Below are 20,657 nucleotides of genomic sequence, written 5' to 3' on the forward strand. Positions count from 1 at the left end.
ATGGACATCCGCATCGCCGCGTACGGGGTCATCATCCGGGACGGCGAGATCCTGCTCTCCCACTGGAACGAGCACGGCCGGTCCGCGTGGACGCTGCCCGGCGGCGGCATCGAGGGGGCGGAGCATCCGCTCGAGGCGGCGCGGCGCGAGATCCGCGAGGAGACCGGCTACGACGCGGAGGTCGACCGGTTGCTCGGCATCGACACGATGATCGTGCCGGCGGCGAAGCGCCACCACGGGTCGGCGCCGCTGTACGCCATGCGCATCGTGTACCGCGCGCACGTCGTCGGGGGGAAGTTGGCGAACGAGGTCGGAGGTTCGAGCGACGAGGCCAGGTGGTTCCCGCTGGCCGACGTCGGCTCGCTGAAGCGGGTGAGCCTGCTCGACATCGCGTTGCGCATGAACGCGGACGAGCCGGCGGACGGCGCGCCGTCGCGCGCCTGAACGGCACCGCTCCCGGAGACGGGCGACGGCCCCGTCCGGCGAGCGGACGGGGCCGTCGTGTTCGGTCCGGATTCGGCGTTCATGGTGATCAGAGCGTCCGGGCCACGAGGGCGAGGGTGCTGAAGTTCCCCTCGCGGAGTCGGTCGGCCTCGCGCTGGAGTCCAGCCTGTCGCGCGAGGTCGTCGGCGCGCGAACGCGCCGTGCGCCAGCGGCGCGCCTCGGCGGCGCGGCTCCACGCGAGCAGTGCCAGTCCGGCACGGCGCGCGAGGCGCTCCTGCAGGCGGCCGGATCCGGCCGCCACCTGTTGCGCGGTCGAGCGGGTTGCGGTGAGTGTGGTGTTCACGGTGGGTTCCTTCATCGGATGGGACGGATGGCGCGCGCGGGTGCGACGCGCTGGGAGGTGACGTGGTGGTTGGCTCCCGGGCCGTCGCGTCGCGGCATCCGTCGCCCCGATCGGGCGGCGCGGTGCGAGGCGCACAGGCGTGGCGGGAGAGGTCGGCGATCTGCGCGCGTCCTCATCTGGGACGCGGATCCATCGGATCGAGGGCCGTTGGGACGGACGTCGCCCGCGATGCGGGCGCGCCTCGTCAGGCGGTGGACCTGCTCTGGGCGGTCAGCGCGTGGACGCGCGAGCTAGCAGGCCGCGAACGCAGCGCCGAGGAAGGCGACCGCGCGAATGGGCGACTGGATTCGCTGCATCATCATGGGGTCTCGCCTCCTCTCCTGTGCCGGGCCCGACCATGTTGGTCGAACCGAGTCACGACCATAGCGCCGTTCGCTCCTCACGCGCAAGAGGGGATCCGGGAATCCGACGGAAATCAGTGCCAGCACCGAGTCGAGTGGCGTCGGAGACGGCGAAGGGCCCCCATCCGGAGTGGATGGGGGCCCTTCGGAAGACCGTGGAGTCAGATCACGGGCGACGGGGCCGAACCCGAGTCCGACGTCGCGCCCGGCTCCTCGTCGGCGACCCAGAGCTCGTCATCGGCGCGGAACGTCTGCCAGACCGCGTACGCGACACCGGCCGCCGCGATCACGCCGGCACCGATCGCGAGATACGTGCCCACGCCCGGTCCCTGCTTTCGCTTGAGCTCGGCCGCCGCAGTCGGCGAGACGCGCTCGAGCGCGCGACGGACGCGCGTGTCGTTGGCGATGTCGCCGATCGACAGCAGCGAGCCGAGCGCACTGCCGAGCGTGCGCTCGACCTGGTCGCCCGCGGTCCGCGCGTAGCCGCGGGCCTGGTCGAAGCCCGGCCGGACGTAGGTCTGGTAGCCCGTGCGCACCCGCGGAACGACCTCCTCCTGCGTGAGCAGGTTGATCTGGCGGCTCGCCTCCCGGGCGACCTTGCTCGCGTGGCCCAGCACGTCCTGCTGGTTCCCCCACAGATCCTCTGCACTGCTGCGCAGCCGCTTGAGTTCCTTCCGGCGCTTGCGTGACAGGCTCATCTCGACCTCCATCGTTGTGCAGCGAACTCCTCCATCCTGCCACCGAACCGGCTGGATGTGGGGTGGGAAGCCCGGGGGTTGCCAGCCCCGTGCCGAATCGTGCATGAGAGAATCGTCGGTATGCCGAATCCCACCGCAGTCGCGACGATCACCACCAACCACGGCGACATCAAGGTCGACCTCTATGGCAACCACGCACCGAAGACGGTGAAGAACTTCGTCGGCCTCGCGACCGGCGAGATCGAGTGGACCCACCCCGGTACCGGACAGACCACCACCGACCCCCTGTACGACGGCGTCGTGTTCCACCGCATCATCCCCGGCTTCATGATCCAGGGCGGCGATCCGCTCGGCCAGGGCATCGGCGGACCGGGCTACCGCTTCGACGACGAGATCCACCCCGAGCTGGACTTCACCGAGCCCTACGTCCTCGCCATGGCCAACGCCGGCATCCAGGGCGGCAAGGGCACCAACGGGTCGCAGTTCTTCATCACGGTCGGCCCGACCACGTGGCTGCAGGGCAAGCACACCATCTTCGGCAAGGTGACGGATTCCGCGAGCCAGGCGGTCGTCGAGAAGCTCGCCTCCGTCCCGACCGACGGCCGGGACCGTCCGCTCGACGACGTCGTGATCGAGAAGATCACCGTCGAGCAGGCCTGAGCCCCACCCGGTGAGCGACCCGGCGCCCGAGCGCGCGAGCACCTGCTATCGGCATCCCGACCGGCAGAGCTTCGTGCTGTGCCAGCGCTGCGGTCGCACCATCTGCGGGGAGTGCCAGACCCCCGCTCCGGTCGGCGTGATCTGCCCGGAATGCATGCGCGAGCAGCGCGCGTCGGCACCGCGGACCAAGCCCGCGGTGCTGACGCGCGCCCGCTCGGCGGCGGGTCGCGGCGCACCGGTGGTGACGTATTCCATCATCGGCATCACCCTCGCGGTCTATCTCCTGCAGCTCATCCCCGGGCTCGCCGTGACCGAACGCCTCGCCTACGCGGGCGTGTACTCGCTGCCGTTCAACTTCGAGCCGTGGCGCATGATCACGTCGATGCTCGTGCACTCGACGGGCCTGATCTTCCACGTCGCGCTCAACATGTACACGCTGTGGATCTTCGGCCAGCTCCTCGAGAACGTGCTCGGGCGCTGGCGGTTCCTCTCGCTCTACCTGATCTCCGGCCTCGGCGGCTCGGTCGCCGTCCTGTGGCTCTCCGATCCTCGGACCGGCGTCGTCGGCGCGTCGGGCGCGATCTTCGGTCTCATGGGCGCCTTCCTCGTGATCCAGCGCCGGCTCGGCGGCAACGCGACGCAACTGCTGATCCTCGTCGGCATCAACCTGGTGATCGGGTTCGTCCCGGGCTTCAACATCGCCTGGCAGGCGCATCTGGGAGGCCTCGTCGTTGGCGCGCTCGTCGGCCTGGTCTACGTCGAGACCCGCAAGCGCGACCAGCGCACCCTGCAGGTGGTCCTGCTCGCCGCGCTCGTGCTGCTGCTGCTGATCCTCAGCCTGAGGTACTTCTTCTTCCCCGTCTTCTGAGTCCGTCGCGGCTCCTCGGATCGGCCGCCGGCCGCGCCGCTGTGACCGACGGATCCCGGTTATCCACAACGCTGTCCACAGTTGGGGAGAGTTACACCGGTGTGATTCCGCACGATGTCCGGAAATCCGGGCCTTCCGAGTTTCCACAGGGTGTGGACGGTGTGGAGAACCCTGTGGAAGATGTGGATAACACTGTGCAGAGATGGGGAAAGCGGGGCGGATGCCGCAGCATCCGCCCCGCTTCGAGGTCGTTCAGGCCGGCGTCAGCGCCAGCGAGTGGTCATGAGGAAGCCGATGAAGGCGATGCCGAATCCGACGAGGATGTTCCACGAACCGAGCGCGGCCACCGGCAGCGCACCCTGGCTCACGTAGAAGAGGATGATCCAGACGAGGCCGAGCAGCATGAAGCCGAACATGACGGGCTTGAACCAGACGGGATTCGGCGCGTCCTCGCCGCTCGGCTGCTCCGCGCGCGCGGGCTTCGAAGAATTGGTGCGTGCCATGCCGGAGATTCTACTGCACCCGCTTCGGGCCTCCGATCCGAGGAGCGTCGGCAGGTCCGCCCGACGAGATCGCGGCGGCCGTCGCGGAAATGGGGCGATGAGCGTTGACCCGGCCTTGTGGCGTATCCTGCCGTGACCGGCCTGGTTCCGCGGCATCGTCGTGCCGGCCATCCTCGCCGGCGTGATCTTCGTCCCCTGCACCCGGGTCTCCCGGGTGCACGGGATCGTGAACCCAATCGACGCCACGGTGGAGCAATGACCCGGATCCTCGTCATCGACAACTACGACAGCTTCGTCTACACCCTCAACGGGTACCTGCAGGAACTCGGTGCGGAGACCGAGGTCGTCCGCAACGACGACATCGCCGTCGACGACGTCGCCGAGCGCATCGCCCAGTACGACGCCGTGCTCATCTCGCCCGGTCCGGGCAAGCCCGCGGATGCGGGCGTCTCGATCCCCGTCGTGGAGGCCGCCCTCGCCTCGGGCCAGCCGATCCTCGGCGTCTGCCTCGGACACCAGGCCATCGCCGAGGCGTTCGGCGCCGTCGTCACCAATGCCGAGGAGCTCATGCACGGCAAGACCTCGAAGGTCCTCCACGACGACAGCCCGTTCTACGACGGCGTGCCGCAGCACTTCACCGCGACGCGGTACCACTCGCTCGCGGTCGTCGACGGCACCGTGCCCGACGAGCTCGTGGTGACCAGCCGCACCGAGGGAGGTGTCATCATGGGGCTCAGGCACGCGACCGCCCCGATCCTCGGCGTCCAGTTCCATCCCGAGTCGGTGCTCACCGAGGGCGGGTACCGGATGCTCGGCAACTGGCTCGCACTCGCGGGCCTGCCGGAGGCGCGCGAGCGCGCACAGTCGCTCAACCCGCTCGTGCGCGCGAGCTGAGCGGTCAGCCCGCGCAGTAGACGAGTTCGACCGCGGACTTCTGCGGGACGTCGCCGGGCGCCGGCGACTGCCGGATGATGGGCGAACCCGGCTGAGACGGACAGCTCGAATCGGGCACGGGCGTGGGCGTCAACTGCAGCGACGCGGTGCCGAGGTACGAGGACGCCGCCTGCAGCGACTGCCCGGTGAGGTCGGGCAGCGTGACGTTGCCCGACGAGATCGTGAAGTTCACGGTGCTGCCCTGGTCCACCGACGACCCGCCCTCGGGATCGGTCGAGATGACGACCCCTGCGCCAACCGTCGGAGAGTTCTGCCGCGTCTCCGAGCCGGCGGCGAGCCCGGCGTCGGTGATGGCCGTCTTCGCCTGGTCGAGCTGCATGTTCACGACATCGGGCACCGAGACCGCCTCGCGACCGGTCGAGATGAACACGCTCACCGGCGTGCCGGTGTCGACGATCTCGCCGGCGCTGGGTTCGGTCTCGATGACCTCCCCGGCGGGGACCGTGTCGCTCACGCGATCCATGCGCGTGGGCGGCAGGGTGAGCGCCTGCAACTCGTTGGCCGCCTCCTCCCACGTCGAACCGCTCAACTCGGGGACCTCCCGAGCGTTCGAGGGGAGCGTGTCGCTCGGTTGCAGGTTGAACGCCCAGTACATGACGGCGACGACGATGACGACGACCGCGATGATGCCCGACCAGATCCAGATCGCCGGCGGGCGTCGCTGCGTCCGCGTCATGGTGTCGTCCTCGGTGAGCTGGCGGAGCGCGAGCTCCGAGGTCGACAGCGAGCCCGTTGGCGTCCCGAAGAACAGCGCCGTCTCGTCGGTCTTCTTCGGGACGGGGATGCGACCGGATGCCGCAGCCTCGACGTCGGCGCGGAACTCCGCCGCCGTCTGGTACCGGGCCGTGCGGTCCTTGGCGAGGGCGTGCAGGACGACCGAGTCGAGGGCCGGTGACACCTTCGGGTTGATGACGCTCGGCTTGACCGGCCGCTCGCTGACATGCTGGTAGGCCACGGCGACGGGCGTGTCGCCGCGGAACGGCGGCCGACCGGTGAGGAGTTCGAAGAGGACCACGCCCGTGCTGTAGAGGTCGGTCCGCGCGTCGACGGTCTCGCCCTTGGCCTGCTCGGGCGAGAAGTAGGAGGCGGTGCCGAGGATCGCCGTGGTCTGGGCGACGGTCGTCGCCGAGTCGGACACGGCCCGGGCGATGCCGAAGTCCATGACCTTCACCTGGCCGCCCGTGGTGATCATGATGTTGCCCGGCTTGATGTCGCGGTGCACGACACCGGCACGGTGCGAGTACTCGAGCGCGGTCAGCACGCCGTCGATCACCCGGGCGGCGGCGGTCGGATCGAGTGGACCGTCGTGGATGATGTCCTTCAGCAGGCGGCCCTCGACGAACTCCATCACGATGAAGGGCAACTGCACCTCGTGCCCGGATGCGTCGAGCACCGTCTCCTCGCCGGCGTCGAACACGCGCACGATCGTCGGGTGCGCCATCCGGGCAGCCGACTGCGCCTCCTGGCGGAACCGCATGCGGAATGCCGGATCGGTGGCGAGCTGCGGCTTCAGCAGCTTGATCGCGACCTGGCGGCCGAGACGACTGTCGGTGCCCACGTGGACGTCGGACATCCCACCGCGCCCGATGAGCGCACCCACGCGGTACCTGCCCGCGAGCATGCGTTCGTCGTCGTTCACGGTGTCTCCGTTCGTGTAGGGCTCGTTCCGGGGATGCTAGGGCTGGATCGTCACCGGGGCGGCGGGCGAGAACGGCGAGTCGAGCTGGCCGCAGAAGTACCGGTAGGTGACCTCGAAGTCCTCGCTCCCCGCCTGCACGTTGACGCTCGTCGTCCCCGCGCCGACCGGGCTGGGCGCGGTCGCATCGTTCGTGACCGCGACCTCGTAGCCGCTCAGCTGCTGCCCGGACGGGCAGCTCGCCGCGGGCCAGCTGACCTGGACGATGCCGCCGGATGCGACATCCGCCGGGTTCACCGTCGGCGCGTTCGCCGGCGCGCTCGGGGTCTCGGGTGCACCCAGATAGGTGACCGTGATGGTCGTGCCGATCTCGACGGGACCACTCGGGTTGACGTCCGAGACCGTGTTCGCCTGGTCGGGGCTGGTCGCCGGCGCGCCCTCCTGGGTGTTCACGGGGAAGCCGAGACCCTCGAGCTCGGCGCGCACGTCGTCGACGTTCCGGCCGATGTACGCCGCGCGATCCACCTGCTCGGTCGTCGGAGCGGCGGTGGTGGTCTCGGGCGGTGGCGCGCTCGACGAGGTCGGCGGCGCGGTCGTCGCGGTCGTGGGAGGTCCGCTCGACGTGGACGCCGCGGGCTGGTTGCCGCTGTTCAGCGCGAGCGCGATGATCGTGCCGATGAGGACGAGCGCGAGCAGGATGATGAGGACGATGAGCGGCCACGTCCACGGACTCCGCTTCCGCTCGGCGGGCTGCTCCTCCTCCTCGCCGTCGGGCAGGCCTGCGCCGGCGGCGAGGACCGTCGTCGCAGCGGTGTTCGCGCCCGACTGGGGCATGAGCATGGTGGCGGCGGTCATGCCGGCCGCGACGCCGAGCACGGCCGGAACGGCGGCGGCCGCCGCCTGGACGTCGCCACGGCGCAGCGCGGTGGCGGCCCGAGCGAGGTGCGCGGCTGTCTGCGGGCGGTCGGCGGGGTTCTTCGCGATGCACGAGTAGACGAGGTTCCGCACGGGCTCGGACACCGTCACCGGCAGGTCGGGCGGCGTCTCGTTGATCTGCGCCATGGCGATCGCGACCTGGGACTCGCCCGTGAAGGGGCGGCGACCCGCGAGGCACTCGTAGGCGACGATGCCCAGCGAGTAGATGTCGGTCGTGGGCGAAGCCGGGTGGCCCGAGGCCTGCTCGGGGGAGAGGTACTGCACGGTGCCCATGACCTGGCCGGTCGCCGTCAGCGGCACCTGGTCGGCGATCCGGGCGATGCCGAAGTCGGTGATCTTCACGCGGCCGTCGGGCGTGATGAGCAGGTTGCCCGGCTTGATGTCGCGGTGCACGAGGCCGGCCGCGTGCGCGGCCTGGAGCGCGGCGGCGGTCTGCGCGACGATGTCGAGGACCTTGTCGGTCGAGAGCACGTGCTCGCGCTCGAGGATCGTCGAGAGCGCCTCGCCGGGGACGAGCTCCATGACGAGGTAGGCGCTGCCCTCCTCCTCGCCGTAGTCGAATACGTTGGCGATGCCCTCGTGGTTCACGAGCGCGGCGTGACGGGCCTCGGCGCGGAAACGCTCGAGGAAGCCCGGGTCGCCGAGGTATTCGTCCTTGAGGATCTTCAGCGCCACCTGGCGGCCGATGACGAGATCGGTGGCCTGCCACACCTCGCCCATGCCGCCGATGGCGATCCGGGACTGCAGCTCGTACCGTCCACCGAAGGTGAGCCCAGCACTCGGTCTCATTTGTTCAGCACCGCCTCTAGTACCTGTTTCGCCAATGGCGCGGCAATCAGATTGCCGAACCCCTCCTGACCAAGCCCTCCGCCGTCTTCCACGAGCACCGTGATCGCATACTGAGGGTCGTCGGCGGGGGCAAAACCTGTGAACCACAAGGTGTAGGGATCGTCCTCGCCGTTCTCCGCTGTACCCGTCTTACCGGCCACGCTGACGCCGTCTATTCTTGCATTACTCGCGGCACCGTTCTCGACGCCGTTGACCATCATCTCGGTCATCGTCCTGGCCGTCGACTCGCTGATCGCGCGGCCGAACTGGGTCGCGTCGAACTCCTCGATCGGGCGGAAGTCGGGCGCCGTGATCGATTCGACGAGGTCGGGGTTCATCACGATCCCGCCGTTGGCGATCGCCGCGGAGACCATGGCCATCTGCATCGGAGTCGCCCGCACGTCGCCCTGGCCGAAGCCGCTGAGCGCCGTCTGGGGCGCGTCGGGGTTCGCCGGGTACGTACTCGTCTCCGTGGGGTTCGGGATCGTGAAGTTCGAGTTGAAGCCGAACTTCTCGGCCTGTGCGCGGATGGCATCGTCGCCGAGCTCGAGTGCGAGCTCGGCGAACGGGATGTTGCACGACAGCCGCAGCGCGGTCGCGAGGGTGACCTCGGACCCGCCGCCGCAGGTGCCACCGCTCGAATTCCGCACGACCGAGCTCGTCTCGGGGAGCGTGAACTCGGCGGGGTTCGGGAAGGTGCTGTCGGGCGTGTACTGGCCCGACTCGAGCGCCGCGGCGGTCATCACGAGCTTGAAGACCGATCCGGGCGGGTTCATGTCGCCGCCGGTGGCGCGGTTGAAGAGCGGGTCGCCCGGATCCTCGACGAGGTTCTGGTAGGTCTGCTCGACCTCCTCGCCGTTGTGGACGGCGAGGCTGTTCGGGTCGTAGGTGGGCTTCGTGACCATCGCGATGATGCGACCGCTGCTCGGCTGGGTCACGATGATCGCGCCGGTGTAGTCGCCGAGCGCGTCCCACGCGGCCTGCTGCGCGACGGGGTCGATCGTGACCTCGACCGACGCGCCCATCGGGTCCTGGCCGGAGATGAGCCGGTTCAGCGAGTCGAAGAACTGCGACTCCGACGTGCCGCTCAGCTCGGCGTTCAGCGAGCCCTCGAGCCCGGTCGCCTCGCCGTTGACGGGGATGAACCCCGTGATCGGTGCGTACAGCGGACCGTTCGCGTAGATGCGCTGGAACTTGTAGTCGTCGTCGGACGGCTCCGAGAACGCGATCGGGTCGCCGCCGACCAGGATCGGCCCGCGTTCGACCGAGTAGCTCTGGTACAGGGTCCGCGCGTTGCGCGGGTCGGCGGCGAGGTTGTCGGCCTGCGCATACTGGATCACCGTCGACGCGACGAAGAGCGTGAGGAACATGAGGAGGGAGACGACGGTCACCCGCTTGAGTTCGCGGTTCATCCGTCGATCACCAGCCTCGGGTGGTTGCGGACCGTGTCGGAGAGCCGCAGCAGCAGCGCGACGATGATCCAGTTGGCGACGAGCGAGGAACCGCCGGCCGCGAGGAAGGGCGTCGTGAGGCCGGTCAGGGGGATGACCCGGGTCACGCCGCCGACGACGATGAAGACCTGGAGGGCGACGACGAACGAGAGCCCGACGCCGAGGAGCTTGCCGAAGTCGTCCTGCCCGGCGAAGCCGATGCGGAAGCCCCGGGCCACGAAGAGGACGTAGAGCGCGAGGATCGCGAACAGGCCGGCGAGGCCCAGCTCCTCGCCGAGGCTCGCGATGATGTAGTCCGACTGGGGCACTGGCGTGAGGTCGGGGCGGCCCTGGCCGAGGCCGGTGCCGATGAGACCGCCGTTGGCGAGTCCGAACAGGCCCTGCACGAGCTGGAAGGAGCCGCCCTGGGCGTCGTACACGGCCGGGTCGAACGCGTTCAGCCAGTTCTGGAAGCGCCCGTTGACGTAGTCGAGGGTCTGGCTGGCGATGATCGCGCCGGCGAGGAACATGCTGAGCCCGAGGACGACCCACGACAGCCGGCTCGTCGCGACGTACAGCATGACGAGGAAGAGCCCGAAGTAGAGGAGCGCGGTGCCGAGGTCGCGCTGGAAGACGATGACCGCCATCGACAGGGCCCAGACGACCAGCAGCGGGCCGAGGTCGCGGCCACGCGGGAACCGCATGCCGAGGAACGTGCGACCGACCATCGACAGGGAGTCGCGATTGCGCACCAGGTAGCCCGCGAAGAACACGGCCAGGGCGATCTTCGCGATCTCGCCCGGCTGGAACGTCACGAGGTCGCCGATCCCCACCCAGACGCGGGCGCCGCCGCGGGTCTGGCCGAGTCCCGGCACGAGCGGCAGCAGCAGGAGGACGATCGCGATGAGCCCGGAGAGGTACGTGTACCGGAACAGCGTGCGGTGGTTGCGGATCAGCAGGATCGTGGCCATCGCCGAGATGATCGCGATCGCGCTCCACACGATCTGGCGCACCGCGGCGCTGTCCCAGCCGCCGTCGCCGTACGCGATGTCGATGCGGTAGATCATCGCGATGCCGAGCCCGTTCAGCACCGTCGCGACCGGGAGGAGGAACGGGTCGGCATCGCGCGCGACGAAGCGCATGGCGATGTGCAGCCCGAACACCAGCACCGACAGTCCCGCGCCGAGCAGCACGAGTTGCGTGTCGATCCGCCCGAGCGCGCCGAGCTGCACGAGCACGATCGCGCCGGCGTTGATGATGCAGGCGACGATGAGCAGGCCGAGCTCGAGGTTGCGCAGCTTCTGCGGCATGCGGATGCGGCGGACGCTCCCCGTCGCGGGGGCGCGCTCGGGGGCGCGGGCCGCGGCTCGGTCAGTCAACGGACTCCTCCAATCGGTCCACGATGCGCATGGCCTCCTCGAGCGTGCCGGCCGTGATCGTCTGCTCGACGCGCTGCTGGTCGTACGCCTTCAGGTCGGCGATGTCCACCGGCGTCTCCGAGTGGAGGCGGTGCAGGGAGATCGGGCCGAGGTCCTGCTGGATGCCCTGGTAGATCGCGACGCGGCCGTTGTACTCGCCGACGTAGTACCGCGTCTGCGTCCACTGGTAGCCGAGCGCGGTGACGGTGACGATCGCGCCGACGAGCAGCGCGATCCAGACCCCCCACATGATGCGCCGCCGCCGGCGGCGGCGCTCGTCCTCCTCGATGAGCTCGTCGAAGTACTCCTCGGAGTCGGGCTCGAAGTGCGTCTCCTGCACCGGGTGCGGGCGGAAGGGAGTGAGGCGGATGCCCGGGCGGCGTGCCGGCTCGGACGCCGTGCCGAACGCGAGCGGTGCGGCGGCCGAACCGACGATGAGCGGCGGCGTGTCGGGTGCGGGCGGGTCGCCGATGTCGACGACCACGACGGTCACGTTGTCGGGGGCGCCGCCGTCGAGCGAGGCCTTGACGAGTCGGTCGGCGACCTGCTTCGCGCCGGCGTCCGCGGCGAGCATCTCGTGGATGTCGTCGAAGGAGACGACGCCCGAGAGGCCGTCGGAGCACAGCATCCATCGATCGCCCGGGTGGGTGTCGATGACCATGGTGTCGATCTCGGGGGAGGCCTCGACGTCGCCGAGCACGCGCATCAGCACCGACCGTCGGGGGTGCACCATGGCCTCCTCGGCCGTGATGCGGCCCGCGTCGACGAGGCGCTGGACGAACGTGTGGTCGGTCGAGACCTGGCTGAGCTCGCCCGATCGGAAGAGGTAGACGCGCGAGTCGCCGATGTGCGCGATGACGACCCGATCCTGCTGCACGAGCATCGCGCTCGTCGTGGTCCCCATGCCGGTGAGCTCGGAGTGCTCGGCGACCGTCTCCTCGAGGTTGCGATTGGCCGAGAGCAGCGCGGATTCGAGCGCCGCGGCGGCGTCGGCCGACGAGTCGTAGTCGGCGTCCGCGTCGGCGATGCGCCGCGTCGCGATCGCGCTCGCGACGTCGCCGCCCGCGTGCCCGCCCATGCCGTCGGCGACGAGGAAGAGCCGGCGGCCCGCGTAGCCGGAGTCCTGGTTGCTCGCGCGGACCCGACCGACGTGCGAGACCGCCGCGCTCGCCTTGACGCTGGCCATCGGCTACCGCCGCAGCTCGAACGTCGTCGCTCCGACCTTGACGGTGGCTCCGAGCGGGATGGGCGTGGGCACGGTGACTCGGGAGCCGTTGAGGAACGTGCCGTTCGTGGAATCGAGGTCCTGGATCATCCAGCGGCCGTTCCACAGCATGAGGCGCGCGTGGTGCGTCGACGTGTAGTCGTCGCGGATGATGATGGCCGAGTCGCTCGAGCGGCCGATCGTGATCTCGTCGCGGCCGAGCGGGAACTCGGCGCCCGACTTCGCCCCCGAGGTGATGACGAGGCGCGAGGCGTTCTCAGCGGTGGCGTCGCCCCCGCCTCCCGCGGGCGTCGGCGCCGGCTTCGAGACCGCGGCGGTCGGGGCGGTCGCGCTCGCCGCCGGGGCGGGCCCCGGCGTGGCCGCGGCGACTTCCGGCTGCAGCTTGCGCACGCGCTGGCCGAACAGGTCGCTCCGCAGCGCGTAGACGATGGCGAACACGAACACCCACAGCAGCAGCAGGAAGCCGAGCTGCAGGACGAGCAGCGTGAGTTCACTCATCGGTCGGGCCCCCAGAATCCGCCGTCGTCGCGGCGCTGGGAAGCCGGGTCGACGCGGCGCGCGGCCGCGGTGTCGGTGGGTTCGGCTTGGGCGAGCACCCGGAACACGATACGCGAGCGACCGATCGTGATGACCGAGTCGGGCTCGAGCACGGACTCCTTGACGGGTTGCCCGTCGAGCTGCGTGCCGTTCGTGGACCCGAGGTCCCGCACCCGGGCCCGCTGGCCGTCCCACTGGACCTCGGCATGTCGGCGCGACGCGCCGGAGTCGTCGAGCGTGAGGTCGGCCTCGCTGCCGCGGCCGATGACCGTGCGGCCCTTGAGGATCGGATGCCGCCGGCCGTCCACGTCGAGCACGGGAGTCCAGGCGACGCGGCCCTTCACGTTCTGCGACTCGACCGACACCATGCCCTCGGACAGGCCGGGGTCGGGATGCAGGACGATCGAGATGCCGCCGGCGAACTGGAAGCGCTGGGTCGCCGCGTGCTTCTGCACGAGGTCGGTGAGATCGTCGATGAGCGCCGGGCCGAGGGAGTCCATGCGCTGGTGGTCGGCGGGGGACATCCGCACGATGAAGCGATTCGGCACCAGGACGCGATCGCGCGAGACGACGGCGGCCTTCGTGTCGATCTCGCGCTTCAGCGCCGCGGTGATCTCCACGGGCTGCAGCCCCGAGCGGAAGGTCTTCGCGAACGCGCCGTTGACCGCGCGCTCGAGACCCTTCTCGAAGTTGTCCAGTAGGCCCACAGGTCTCCCGTCCGGTGCGTTTTCGACTCACATGCTAACCGCAGCCCGTGCGTACCCGCCGGGCTGCGGGCGGAAACGATGCGGTTCCGAGAGGTTCGACTCAGTCGAACACCGCCGCCTGCTCCTCCTCGTCGACGTCGAGCGACAGGGTCGGGATCGACGCGGTGAGCAGCGTGCCGTCGGCTCGGCGCGCGCCGCGGACGTTCTGCATCGTCGGCGCGCCGACGCGTCGAGCGCCGTGCCCGTCGAGCCGGACCGTCACCGGCGTGTCGGCGGTCACGACGACCTCCTCGCCGCGCACCTCGAGCAGCATCGAGGCATCCGGCCCGCCGGTCTCGAGCCGGAACCGGATGGCCTCCTCGGTCAGGTCGACCCGGATGCGCGCGCCGCGGATCGTCAGGCGGAACGACAGTCGGTCCCATCCGTCGGGAAGGCGCGGATCGAACGTGAAGCGGCCGTTGTGGTCGCGGAACCCGCCGAAACCGGACACGAGCCCCGCCCAGACGCCTCCGGTCGACGCGACGTGCACGCCGTCGGCGGCGTTGTGGTGCAGGTCGGCCAGGTCGACGAAGAGCGCCGAGCGGAAGTAGCGCAGCGCCAGCTCGTGGTACCCGACCTCGGACGCGATGATCGACTGCACCACCGCCGACAGCGTCGAGTCTCCCGTCGTCAGCGGGTCGTAGTACTCGAAGTCGGCCAGCTTCTCCTCCGTGGTGAAGCGATCGCCCTGCAGGTAGAGGGCCAGCACGACGTCGGCCTGCTTCAGCACCTGGAAGCGGTAGATGACGAGCGGGTGGTAGTGCAGCAACAGGGGGAGCCGGTTGTCGGGCGTGTGCTCGAGGTCCCACAACTCCTTCTCGAGGAACGCGGCGTCCTGCGGGTGCACGCCGAGCTTCTCGTCGAACGGGATGTGCATGTACGCCGCCGCCCGCCGCCATCCGGCGACCTCGGCCGGTGTCACCCCGAGCCGCTCGACGAGCCGCTTGTGCGCGTGCGGGTCGAGCACCTGGAGGTTGTCGACCGCCCCGGCGGCCGCGGAGAGGTTCGCCCGCGCCATGACGTTCGTGTAGAGGTTGTCGTTCACGACGGTCGTGTACTCGTCGGGTCCGGTGACGCCGTGGATGTGGAACACGTCGTCGGTGTTCGTGCGCCAGAACCCCAGGTCCTCCCACATCCGGGCCGTCTCGACGAGGATGTCGATCGCGCCGCGGGCGAGGAAGTCCTCGTCGCCCGTCGCGGCGACGTACTGGCAGAGCGCGTATGAGATGTCGGCGTCGATGTGGTACTGCGCCGTGCCTGCGGCGTAGTAGGCGCTCGACTCGAGGCCGTTGATCGTGCGCCACGGGAACAGGGCCCCGTGCTGGTTCATCTCCAGCGCGCGGGCTCGGGCGGGCTCGAGCATCCGCTGCCGGAAGCGCAGCACGTTCCGCGCCACGATCGGCGCGGTGTAGCTGAGGTACGGCATCACGTAGATCTCGGAGTCCCAGAAGTAGTGGCCGCCGTAGCCGGATCCCGAGACGCCCTTCGCGGCGACGCCGCCGCCGTCGGTGCGGGCCGTCGCCTGCACGAGCTGGAACAGGTTCCACCGCGTCGCCTGCTGCAGCTCGGGCTGGCCGGCGATCTCGACGTCGGAGCGGGCCCAGAAGTCCTCGAGCCACGAGCGCTGCTGCGCGAACAGCTCGGCGACGCCGACCTCGGCCCCGCGGTCGAGGGTGCGCTCGCACCGGTCGACGAGCTCGCGGGCCGGCACCTTCCTGGCCGTGTGGTAGCTGATCAGCTTCGTGATGCGGATCGGCACGCCCTTGCGGGCACGCACCCGGTAGATGTGCTTGGCGAGGTCGTCGCCGATCGAGCTGCTCTCGCTGAACTCGTTGTCGGTCGTGATCGAGTGCTGCGCGCCGACCGCGATGGCCATCTTCGAGTTCGTCGTCTGGTAGCCGAGGACGTAGCGGCCGTCCTCCGACTTCTTCTGCACGCGCGGCTGCAGCACGCGCTCGGTGAAGGTCTCGGCCTTGCGCGGGTCGAACGCGCCGGGCGCCTCCGTCACGCCGCCCCGGTACTCGTCGCGTCCGTCCTGGCGGTTCAGGATCTGGCTGGAGATCGTCACCGCCGCGTCGGCGTCGAGGAGCTCGACCTCGTAGTCGATGACGCCGAGGTGGCGGTCGGTGAAGCTCACCATGCGGCGGCTCGTGATGAGCACGCGCTTGCCCGACGGCGTGCGCCACTCGATCCGGCGGCTCAGGACGCCGAGTCGGAAGTCGAGGCGGCGCTCGTACCCCATGATCTCGGCCTCCGTGATGACGAGGGGCTCGTCGTCGACGTAGAGGCGGATGATCTTGGCATCCGGCGCGTTCACGATCGTCTGGCCCACCCGAGCGAACCCGAACGCCTCCTCCGCGTGGCGGATCGGCCAGGTCTCGTGGAAGCCGTTGATGAACGTGCCGTGGACGTGGCCGTCGCGGCCCTCCTCGACGTTGCCGCGGAGGCCGAGGTAGCCGTTGCCGACCGCGAAGAGCGTCTCGGTGCGGCCCATGTCGTCGACGCCGAACTCGGTCTCGACGAGCGCCCACTCGTCGATCGGGAAGATCGTGCGGTTCAGCGGATCGGTGTCGGCGAACCTCATGCTCGGTCCTCCTCTTCTGGTGCGGCGGGTGCTGCGGCGGTCGGGGTCTGCGGGTCGGCGGCGTCGTTGAGGATGGCGGAGGTCTCGCCCGCTCGCTCGAGCGCCGGGATGAGCTCGTCGAGCTCGTCGACGATCACGTCGGCCCCGAGTTCGGTGAGCGCCTCGCGGCCCACGCCGCGGTCGACGCCGACGACGAGCGCGAACGGTCCGCTCGCGCCGGCCTTCACGCCGGATTCCGCGTCCTCGATGACGGCGCACTCCTCGGGCGCGAGCCCCAGGAGCTCGGCCGCGCGCTCGAACATGTCGGGCGCCGGCTTGCCGACGATGCCCTCGCGAGCCGCGACCGCGCCGTCGACGACGACCTCGAAGCGCTCGGCGAGCCCGGCCGCCTCGAGCACGGCGGGCGCGTTCTTCGAGCTCGACACCACCGCGACGTCGCCGCCCGCGCGCTCGATCGCGTCGAGCAGCGCGACGCTCGCGGGGTAGGGCTCCACGCCCTCCTCGGCCAGGGTCGCGTTGAACGCCTCGTTCTTCCGGTTCCCGAGGCCGTGGACGGTCTCCGCCGTCGCGGCATCCGACACGTCGCCCTCGGGCAGGCGGATGCCGCGGCTCTCGAGCAGGGAGCGCACGCCGTCGTAGCGCGGCTTGCCGTCGATGTACGCGAAGTAGTCGGCGTCGCGGTAGGGCTCGGCGCCGTGCGCCTCGAGGAATGGAGCGAACAGCCGCGCCCACGCGTGCATGTGGACGACCGCGGTCGGCGTCAGCACGCCGTCGAGGTCGAACAGCCAGCCGCGGATGCCGCCGAGGTCGACATCGTGCGGATCGACGGGCGCATGCGCGTCGCGAGGGTGGGTCACGGGCGATCCTTTCGGTTGGGGGTCGGTGGGGCGCCGGTGCCGTGGTGCAAGGGTATGCCCGCGGTCGGCGGCGGCGCGAGGTGCAGCGGTGGTTCCGAGCGGATGCCAAGGGTGCTCGTCGTCCGGTCGGGGCGGTTGCGCGCCGCCTGTGCGGCGGCCGTCCGGGGCATCCGCTCGATTCGGGCGCGCCGACCACCTGTGTTAGTCTCGGTTGGCTGGTTCGCACCCCGTGCGAAGCGGTATGCGCAAGTGGCGGAATAGGCAGACGCGCACGGTTCAGGTCCGTGTGCCCGTGAGGGCGTGGGGGTTCAACTCCCCCCTTGCGCACCACCAGCAGAACGGCTCGATCCCGATGGGATCGGGCCGTTCTCGCGTCAGCCCGCCCGCTGCTCGTGGATGGCCGTGCTGAAGCTCGACGCGTTGAGCTCGAGGTAGGCGTGGCGCTCCGTGATCGACAGCGTCATCGAGTTCCGGCGCTCGAGCGAGGCCGCGACGTCGTCGATGAAACCGGGGTCGAAGCTGACCAGCGGGATCTCCTCGGCGCGATGGATCCGCTTCCCCGCCCACGCCGCGGCGACCTTCGCCGGGTCGCGGTGCGTGTAGACGGCGGCTCGATCGGCGAGCTTGGCGCCGAAGTGCAGGCGTTCGGCATCCGGGGCGCCGACCTCGATCCATGCCGTCACGCGTCCGGTGAGGTCGCGCACGAGCACCGCGGGTTCGTCGGTGGCGGCGACCCCCTCGCTGAAGGCGATGCCCTCCTCGTACTCGAGGCAGTAGGCGAGCAGGCGCGTCACCATGAACGCGTCCGTCTCGGAGGGGTGCCGCGCCAGGCGGAGCGTCAGGTTCTCGTAGACGCCGCGGTCGACGTCCGCGAGTTGCACGTCGAACGTGTGGATCGTCGCACCGAGGGCCATGGTCCTCGAGCCTACGGGCGCGGCGGTCCGATCCCGCAGTCCGGCCGCTAGGCTGCGGGGCATGCGCCGGGTCCTCCGCTCGTTCGTCCTCCAGGGGCTCGGCGCCATCGCGGTGCTGGCCGCGATCGGTCGGACGGTCCGCCTCCTCGGTGGCGAGAATCCTGCCGAGGACAAGGCGGTCCGCGCCCTCCAGGCCGCCTCGGGACATCCGCCCGACGGCGACGGCGCTGCCGAGGTGCCGGTGGACCCGGACCGGCCGCGTTCGCCGCTCGATCGGATCACCGCTCCGCTCTCGTGGTACTCGGGCGTGCCGCAGACGGTCGCCAACGGGGCGATCTGGTGCGTCGTGACCTGGGTGCTGACGCGCGACCGGCGCTCCGCGGTGGCACCCGCCGCGACGCTCGCGCTCGAGACCGCCTGCTTCGTCGGAGCCGCCGCGCTCGTCGGGCGACCGCGACCGCTGGGCGTCTGGCGCCCCGAGCCGCCGCATGCGACGTCGTCGTTCCCGTCGGGGCACACCGCGGCATCCGTCGCCCTGCACACCACGCTCGCCGACCTGCTCGACCGTCGCGGCGTCCGCGGCGCGCGGGTGCTCGGGCCGGTGCTGCGGTACGCGATTCCGGCCGGCATCGCGTTCTCGCGGATCCACCGCGGGCAGCATCACATCACCGACACCGTCGCGGGGGCACTGCTCGGGCGCTGGAGCGCCGGAGTCGTGCGGCGGGAGTTGCTCTGACGTCGTCGGGCACCCCGGGCACCCGCACCGTGATGCGAACGATATTCGCGGGACCTACCCTGTTCACATGGCACCCGTTCCGCGGCGCACGGCCGCTCGACCCGCGATCACGTCGATGTCTCGCCGGGGGGTCCGAGGCGCGCTCGCGGTGACCGTCGTGGCCGCGATGACCCTCGCGCTGAGTGCCTGCACGTTCGGCCGGGACGAGGTCGACCGCGGGCCCATCGACGGCGGGGACTTCGCCGACGACGGCTGCACGAGCGTCGTCGTCGCGACGTCGTCGGAGAAGGTGAACATGCTCGACGCCCTCGCCGCGGCGTTCAAGGAGTCGCCCGAGCACGCGGCGCTCGACGAGTGCGCGACCGTCCGGCCAGTGAACGTGTCCTCGGGCGACGCGACGCGGTTCCTCACCGCGGGAGGGGACTGGCCCGACGAGGACACGCGCCGCTGGCCGACCCTCTGGTCTCCCGCCTCGACCGTGTGGACCGAGCGGGTCGCGGCCGCGGCATCCGCTTCGCTCGTCGGCGAGCCGGCGTCGTTCACCCACACGCCGATCATCTTCGCGATGCCGGAGACCATGGCGAAGGCCCTCGGCTGGCCCGATGCCGAGATCGGCATCTCCGACTTCGAGGCGCTGTGCGCCGACCCGGACGGCTGGAGCAGCGCGGGCAAGCCGATCTGGGGCTCGTTCAAGATCTCGAAGACGAACCCGAACACGTCGACCACGGGGCTGTCGGCGATCCTGATGCAGTCGTACGAGGCATCCGGCAAGACCGACGGGCTCACGTCGGCGGACGTCGCGGGCGCCGAGGAGTTCTCGCGGGTGTTCGAGGAGTGCGTCATCCACTACGGCGACACGACGGGCAAGGTGCTGACGACGCTGTACGACGAGACGCAGAACGGCGCGGGCGGCTCCGGCTACGTCTCGGCGGTGGCACTCGAGGAGACCTCGATGCTGAACTACAACCAGGGCAACCCCGACTCGCACACCGTGCAGCCCGGCGAGACGCTGACGCCGCCGAAGGAGAAGCTCGTCGCGATCTACCCGACCGGCGGGTCGATGTGGTCCGACAACCCGATCACGGTGCTCGGCGCCGACTGGGTCACCGACGTCCAGCGCGCCGCGGGGGAGGCGTTCGTCGACTTCCTCGCCACCGAGCCGGCGCAGCGAATCCTGCCCGAGTACGGGTTCCGGCCCCTCGACGAGTCGGTGCCGCTCGGCGACCTGTTCACCGAGCAGTACGGCGTCGATCCCGCGGGCCCGGCGGTCACCCTGCCCCGCCCGGACGTCGACGTCGTGTCGGCGGCGCTCGACCAGTGGACGCAGATCCGCAAGCCGTCGTCGGTGCTGGAGCTCATCGACGTGTCGGGCTCGATGGACGACCAGATCGGCGACGGCCGCTCGAAGCTCGACGGCGCGATCGAGGGCGCCCAGGCGACGCTCGGCCACTTCCGCGGCACCGACGAGGTCGGCATGTGGGCGTTCACCACCGGCGTGGACTCGTCGGCGGGGGAGAACCTGATCGTGCTGCGGGACGTCTCGCCGCTCGGGTCCGACCGCGAGACGTTGAGCGCTTCGGTCGACGACCTGCGCTACGCGAACCGCGAGGGCACGCCCCTGTACGACGCGATCGCCGTCGCGTACGACGAGATGGTCGCCCGCGCGGAGCCCGGTCGCATCAACGCGATCGTCGTGCTGTCGGACGGCCAGGACACCGACTCGTCGATCTCGATCGACTCGCTGATCGCCAAGATCGGCGGGGCCTCTCGCGAGGGCGGCGACGCGGCGCCGGTGCGGATCTTCCCCATCGCCTACGGCGAGGGCGCCGACACCGGCTCGCTGCAGCGCATCGCCGAGGCGACCGGCGGCCAGTGGTTCGACGCCTCGGATGCCGCGAAGATCGACCTCGTGTTCGCGTCGGTCATCAACAACTTCTAG

19 protein-coding genes and 1 tRNA gene are annotated in these 20,657 nt (G+C 70.3%); 7 read left to right on the forward strand and 13 right to left on the reverse strand.

Features of this window, described 5'->3' with window-relative positions:
• Positions 1-444: an NUDIX hydrolase gene (locus ABME02_RS09645; RefSeq protein ID WP_353815075.1), complete on the forward strand. Its 444-nt coding sequence runs from the start codon at positions 1-3 to the stop codon at positions 442-444.
• 88 nt (positions 445-532) lie between these two features.
• Here the strand turns inward: ABME02_RS09645 and ABME02_RS09650 are convergent, their stop codons facing one another.
• Together ABME02_RS09650 and ABME02_RS09655 are read right to left on the reverse strand one after the other, a co-directional pair.
• Complete coding sequence (locus ABME02_RS09650) at positions 533-787, reverse strand: hypothetical protein (protein WP_353815076.1); 255 nt, start codon at positions 785-787, stop codon at positions 533-535.
• Between the two features lie 562 nt (positions 788-1,349).
• Positions 1,350-1,886 carry a hypothetical protein gene (locus ABME02_RS09655; protein WP_353815077.1) on the reverse strand — a complete coding sequence of 179 codons (537 nt, stop codon included), beginning with the start codon at positions 1,884-1,886 and terminating at the stop codon, positions 1,350-1,352.
• 120 nt (positions 1,887-2,006) lie between these two features.
• Between ABME02_RS09655 and ABME02_RS09660 the strand changes: the two genes are divergently transcribed.
• Together ABME02_RS09660 and ABME02_RS09665 are read left to right on the forward strand one after the other, a co-directional pair.
• Positions 2,007-2,546, forward strand: coding sequence for a peptidylprolyl isomerase (locus tag ABME02_RS09660; RefSeq protein WP_353815078.1), 540 nt, complete (start codon positions 2,007-2,009; stop codon positions 2,544-2,546).
• 10 nt (positions 2,547-2,556) lie between these two features.
• Positions 2,557-3,414, forward strand: a complete 858-nt coding sequence (locus ABME02_RS09665; RefSeq protein ID WP_353815080.1) for a rhomboid family intramembrane serine protease — start codon at positions 2,557-2,559, stop codon at positions 3,412-3,414.
• Between the two features lie 263 nt (positions 3,415-3,677).
• Here the strand turns inward: ABME02_RS09665 and ABME02_RS09670 are convergent, their stop codons facing one another.
• Positions 3,678-3,917 (reverse strand): cell division protein CrgA, encoded by a 240-nt coding sequence (locus ABME02_RS09670; protein ID WP_129234281.1) that lies wholly within the window; start codon positions 3,915-3,917, stop codon positions 3,678-3,680.
• A gap of 255 nt (positions 3,918-4,172) precedes the next feature.
• Between ABME02_RS09670 and ABME02_RS09675 the strand changes: the two genes are divergently transcribed.
• Positions 4,173-4,811, forward strand: coding sequence for an anthranilate synthase component II (locus ABME02_RS09675; protein ID WP_353815081.1), 639 nt, complete (start codon positions 4,173-4,175; stop codon positions 4,809-4,811).
• Between the two features lie 4 nt (positions 4,812-4,815).
• On the opposite strand, the gene pknB is transcribed toward ABME02_RS09675, so the two are convergent.
• The 9 genes from pknB to ABME02_RS09720 form a co-directional block, all read right to left on the reverse strand.
• The gene (gene pknB, locus ABME02_RS09680) at positions 4,816-6,492 is read right to left on the reverse strand and encodes a Stk1 family PASTA domain-containing Ser/Thr kinase (protein ID WP_436408258.1); all 1,677 of its coding nucleotides are present in this window, start codon (positions 6,490-6,492) and stop codon (positions 4,816-4,818) included.
• Between the two features lie 54 nt (positions 6,493-6,546).
• Positions 6,547-8,232 carry a serine/threonine-protein kinase gene (locus ABME02_RS09685; protein WP_353815083.1) on the reverse strand — a complete coding sequence of 562 codons (1,686 nt, stop codon included), beginning with the start codon at positions 8,230-8,232 and terminating at the stop codon, positions 6,547-6,549.
• Positions 8,229-9,683 (reverse strand): peptidoglycan D,D-transpeptidase FtsI family protein, encoded by a 1,455-nt coding sequence (locus ABME02_RS09690; protein WP_353815084.1) that lies wholly within the window; start codon positions 9,681-9,683, stop codon positions 8,229-8,231. Before ABME02_RS09690 ends, ABME02_RS09685 begins: the two co-directional genes overlap by 4 nt.
• A complete protein-coding gene (locus tag ABME02_RS09695; RefSeq protein ID WP_353815328.1) occupies positions 9,680-11,011 on the reverse strand; it encodes an FtsW/RodA/SpoVE family cell cycle protein in 1,332 nt (443 codons plus the stop codon). The genes ABME02_RS09690 and ABME02_RS09695 overlap by 4 nt, the downstream gene beginning before the upstream one ends.
• A 61-nt stretch (positions 11,012-11,072) precedes the next feature.
• On the reverse strand, positions 11,073-12,305 hold the full coding sequence (locus tag ABME02_RS09700; RefSeq protein ID WP_353815085.1) for a PP2C family protein-serine/threonine phosphatase: 1,233 nt from the start codon (positions 12,303-12,305) through the stop codon (positions 11,073-11,075).
• Positions 12,306-12,308: 3 nt separating this feature from the next.
• Entirely contained in the window at positions 12,309-12,842 is a 534-nt protein-coding gene (locus ABME02_RS09705) for an FHA domain-containing protein FhaB/FipA (protein ID WP_353815086.1), read from the reverse strand.
• The gene (locus tag ABME02_RS09710) at positions 12,839-13,588 is read right to left on the reverse strand and encodes an FHA domain-containing protein (protein ID WP_353815087.1); all 750 of its coding nucleotides are present in this window, start codon (positions 13,586-13,588) and stop codon (positions 12,839-12,841) included. The genes ABME02_RS09705 and ABME02_RS09710 overlap by 4 nt, the downstream gene beginning before the upstream one ends.
• A 100-nt stretch (positions 13,589-13,688) precedes the next feature.
• On the reverse strand, positions 13,689-16,211 hold the full coding sequence (locus ABME02_RS09715; protein WP_353815088.1) for a glycoside hydrolase family 65 protein: 2,523 nt from the start codon (positions 16,209-16,211) through the stop codon (positions 13,689-13,691).
• Entirely contained in the window at positions 16,208-17,008 is an 801-nt protein-coding gene (locus tag ABME02_RS09720; protein ID WP_353815329.1) for an HAD family hydrolase, read from the reverse strand. The genes ABME02_RS09715 and ABME02_RS09720 overlap by 4 nt, the downstream gene beginning before the upstream one ends.
• Positions 17,009-17,311: 303 nt before the next feature.
• On the opposite strand from ABME02_RS09720, the gene ABME02_RS09725 reads away from it, so the two are divergent.
• Positions 17,312-17,398: transfer RNA gene (locus ABME02_RS09725), tRNA-Leu, on the forward strand.
• Between the two features lie 44 nt (positions 17,399-17,442).
• Here ABME02_RS09725 and ABME02_RS09730 read toward each other — a convergent pair.
• Positions 17,443-17,982, reverse strand: coding sequence for a YaeQ family protein (locus tag ABME02_RS09730; protein WP_353815089.1), 540 nt, complete (start codon positions 17,980-17,982; stop codon positions 17,443-17,445).
• Between the two features lie 61 nt (positions 17,983-18,043).
• Here ABME02_RS09730 and ABME02_RS09735 point away from each other — a divergent pair, with 61 nt between their 5' ends.
• Positions 18,044-18,718, forward strand: a complete 675-nt coding sequence (locus ABME02_RS09735) for a phosphatase PAP2 family protein (RefSeq protein WP_353815090.1) — start codon at positions 18,044-18,046, stop codon at positions 18,716-18,718.
• Positions 18,719-18,785: 67 nt separating this feature from the next.
• The gene (locus tag ABME02_RS09740) at positions 18,786-20,657 is read left to right on the forward strand and encodes a substrate-binding and vWA domain-containing protein (protein WP_353815091.1); all 1,872 of its coding nucleotides are present in this window, start codon (positions 18,786-18,788) and stop codon (positions 20,655-20,657) included.

It is taken from the genome of Agromyces zhanjiangensis, assembly GCF_040496055.1.
In the GTDB taxonomy this organism is placed as follows: Bacteria; Actinomycetota; Actinomycetes; order Actinomycetales; family Microbacteriaceae; genus Agromyces; species Agromyces zhanjiangensis.

Excerpts from the sequence above, each read along its gene's own strand:
- ABME02_RS09675 (WP_353815081.1), top strand. The coding sequence starts at position 4,173 with ATGACCCGGATCCTCGTCATCGACAACTACGACAGCTTCGTCTACACC.
- ABME02_RS09645 (WP_353815075.1), top strand. The coding sequence starts at position 1 with ATGGACATCCGCATCGCCGCGTACGGGGTCATCATCCGGGACGGCGAG.
- ABME02_RS09690 (WP_353815084.1), bottom strand. The coding sequence starts at position 9,683 with ATGAACCGCGAACTCAAGCGGGTGACCGTCGTCTCCCTCCTCATGTTC.
- ABME02_RS09685 (WP_353815083.1), bottom strand. The coding sequence starts at position 8,232 with ATGAGACCGAGTGCTGGGCTCACCTTCGGTGGACGGTACGAGCTGCAG.
- pknB (WP_436408258.1), bottom strand. The coding sequence starts at position 6,492 with ATGCTCGCGGGCAGGTACCGCGTGGGTGCGCTCATCGGGCGCGGTGGG.
- ABME02_RS09655 (WP_353815077.1), bottom strand. The coding sequence starts at position 1,886 with ATGAGCCTGTCACGCAAGCGCCGGAAGGAACTCAAGCGGCTGCGCAGC.
- ABME02_RS09700 (WP_353815085.1), bottom strand. The coding sequence starts at position 12,305 with ATGGCCAGCGTCAAGGCGAGCGCGGCGGTCTCGCACGTCGGTCGGGTC.
- ABME02_RS09730 (WP_353815089.1), bottom strand. The coding sequence starts at position 17,982 with ATGGCCCTCGGTGCGACGATCCACACGTTCGACGTGCAACTCGCGGAC.
- ABME02_RS09715 (WP_353815088.1), bottom strand. The coding sequence starts at position 16,211 with ATGAGGTTCGCCGACACCGATCCGCTGAACCGCACGATCTTCCCGATC.
- ABME02_RS09695 (WP_353815328.1), bottom strand. The coding sequence starts at position 11,011 with ATGCCGCAGAAGCTGCGCAACCTCGAGCTCGGCCTGCTCATCGTCGCC.
- ABME02_RS09735 (WP_353815090.1), top strand. The coding sequence starts at position 18,044 with ATGCGCCGGGTCCTCCGCTCGTTCGTCCTCCAGGGGCTCGGCGCCATC.
- ABME02_RS09670 (WP_129234281.1), bottom strand. The coding sequence starts at position 3,917 with ATGGCACGCACCAATTCTTCGAAGCCCGCGCGCGCGGAGCAGCCGAGC.
- ABME02_RS09740 (WP_353815091.1), top strand. The coding sequence starts at position 18,786 with ATGGCACCCGTTCCGCGGCGCACGGCCGCTCGACCCGCGATCACGTCG.
- ABME02_RS09660 (WP_353815078.1), top strand. The coding sequence starts at position 2,007 with ATGCCGAATCCCACCGCAGTCGCGACGATCACCACCAACCACGGCGAC.
- ABME02_RS09705 (WP_353815086.1), bottom strand. The coding sequence starts at position 12,842 with ATGAGTGAACTCACGCTGCTCGTCCTGCAGCTCGGCTTCCTGCTGCTG.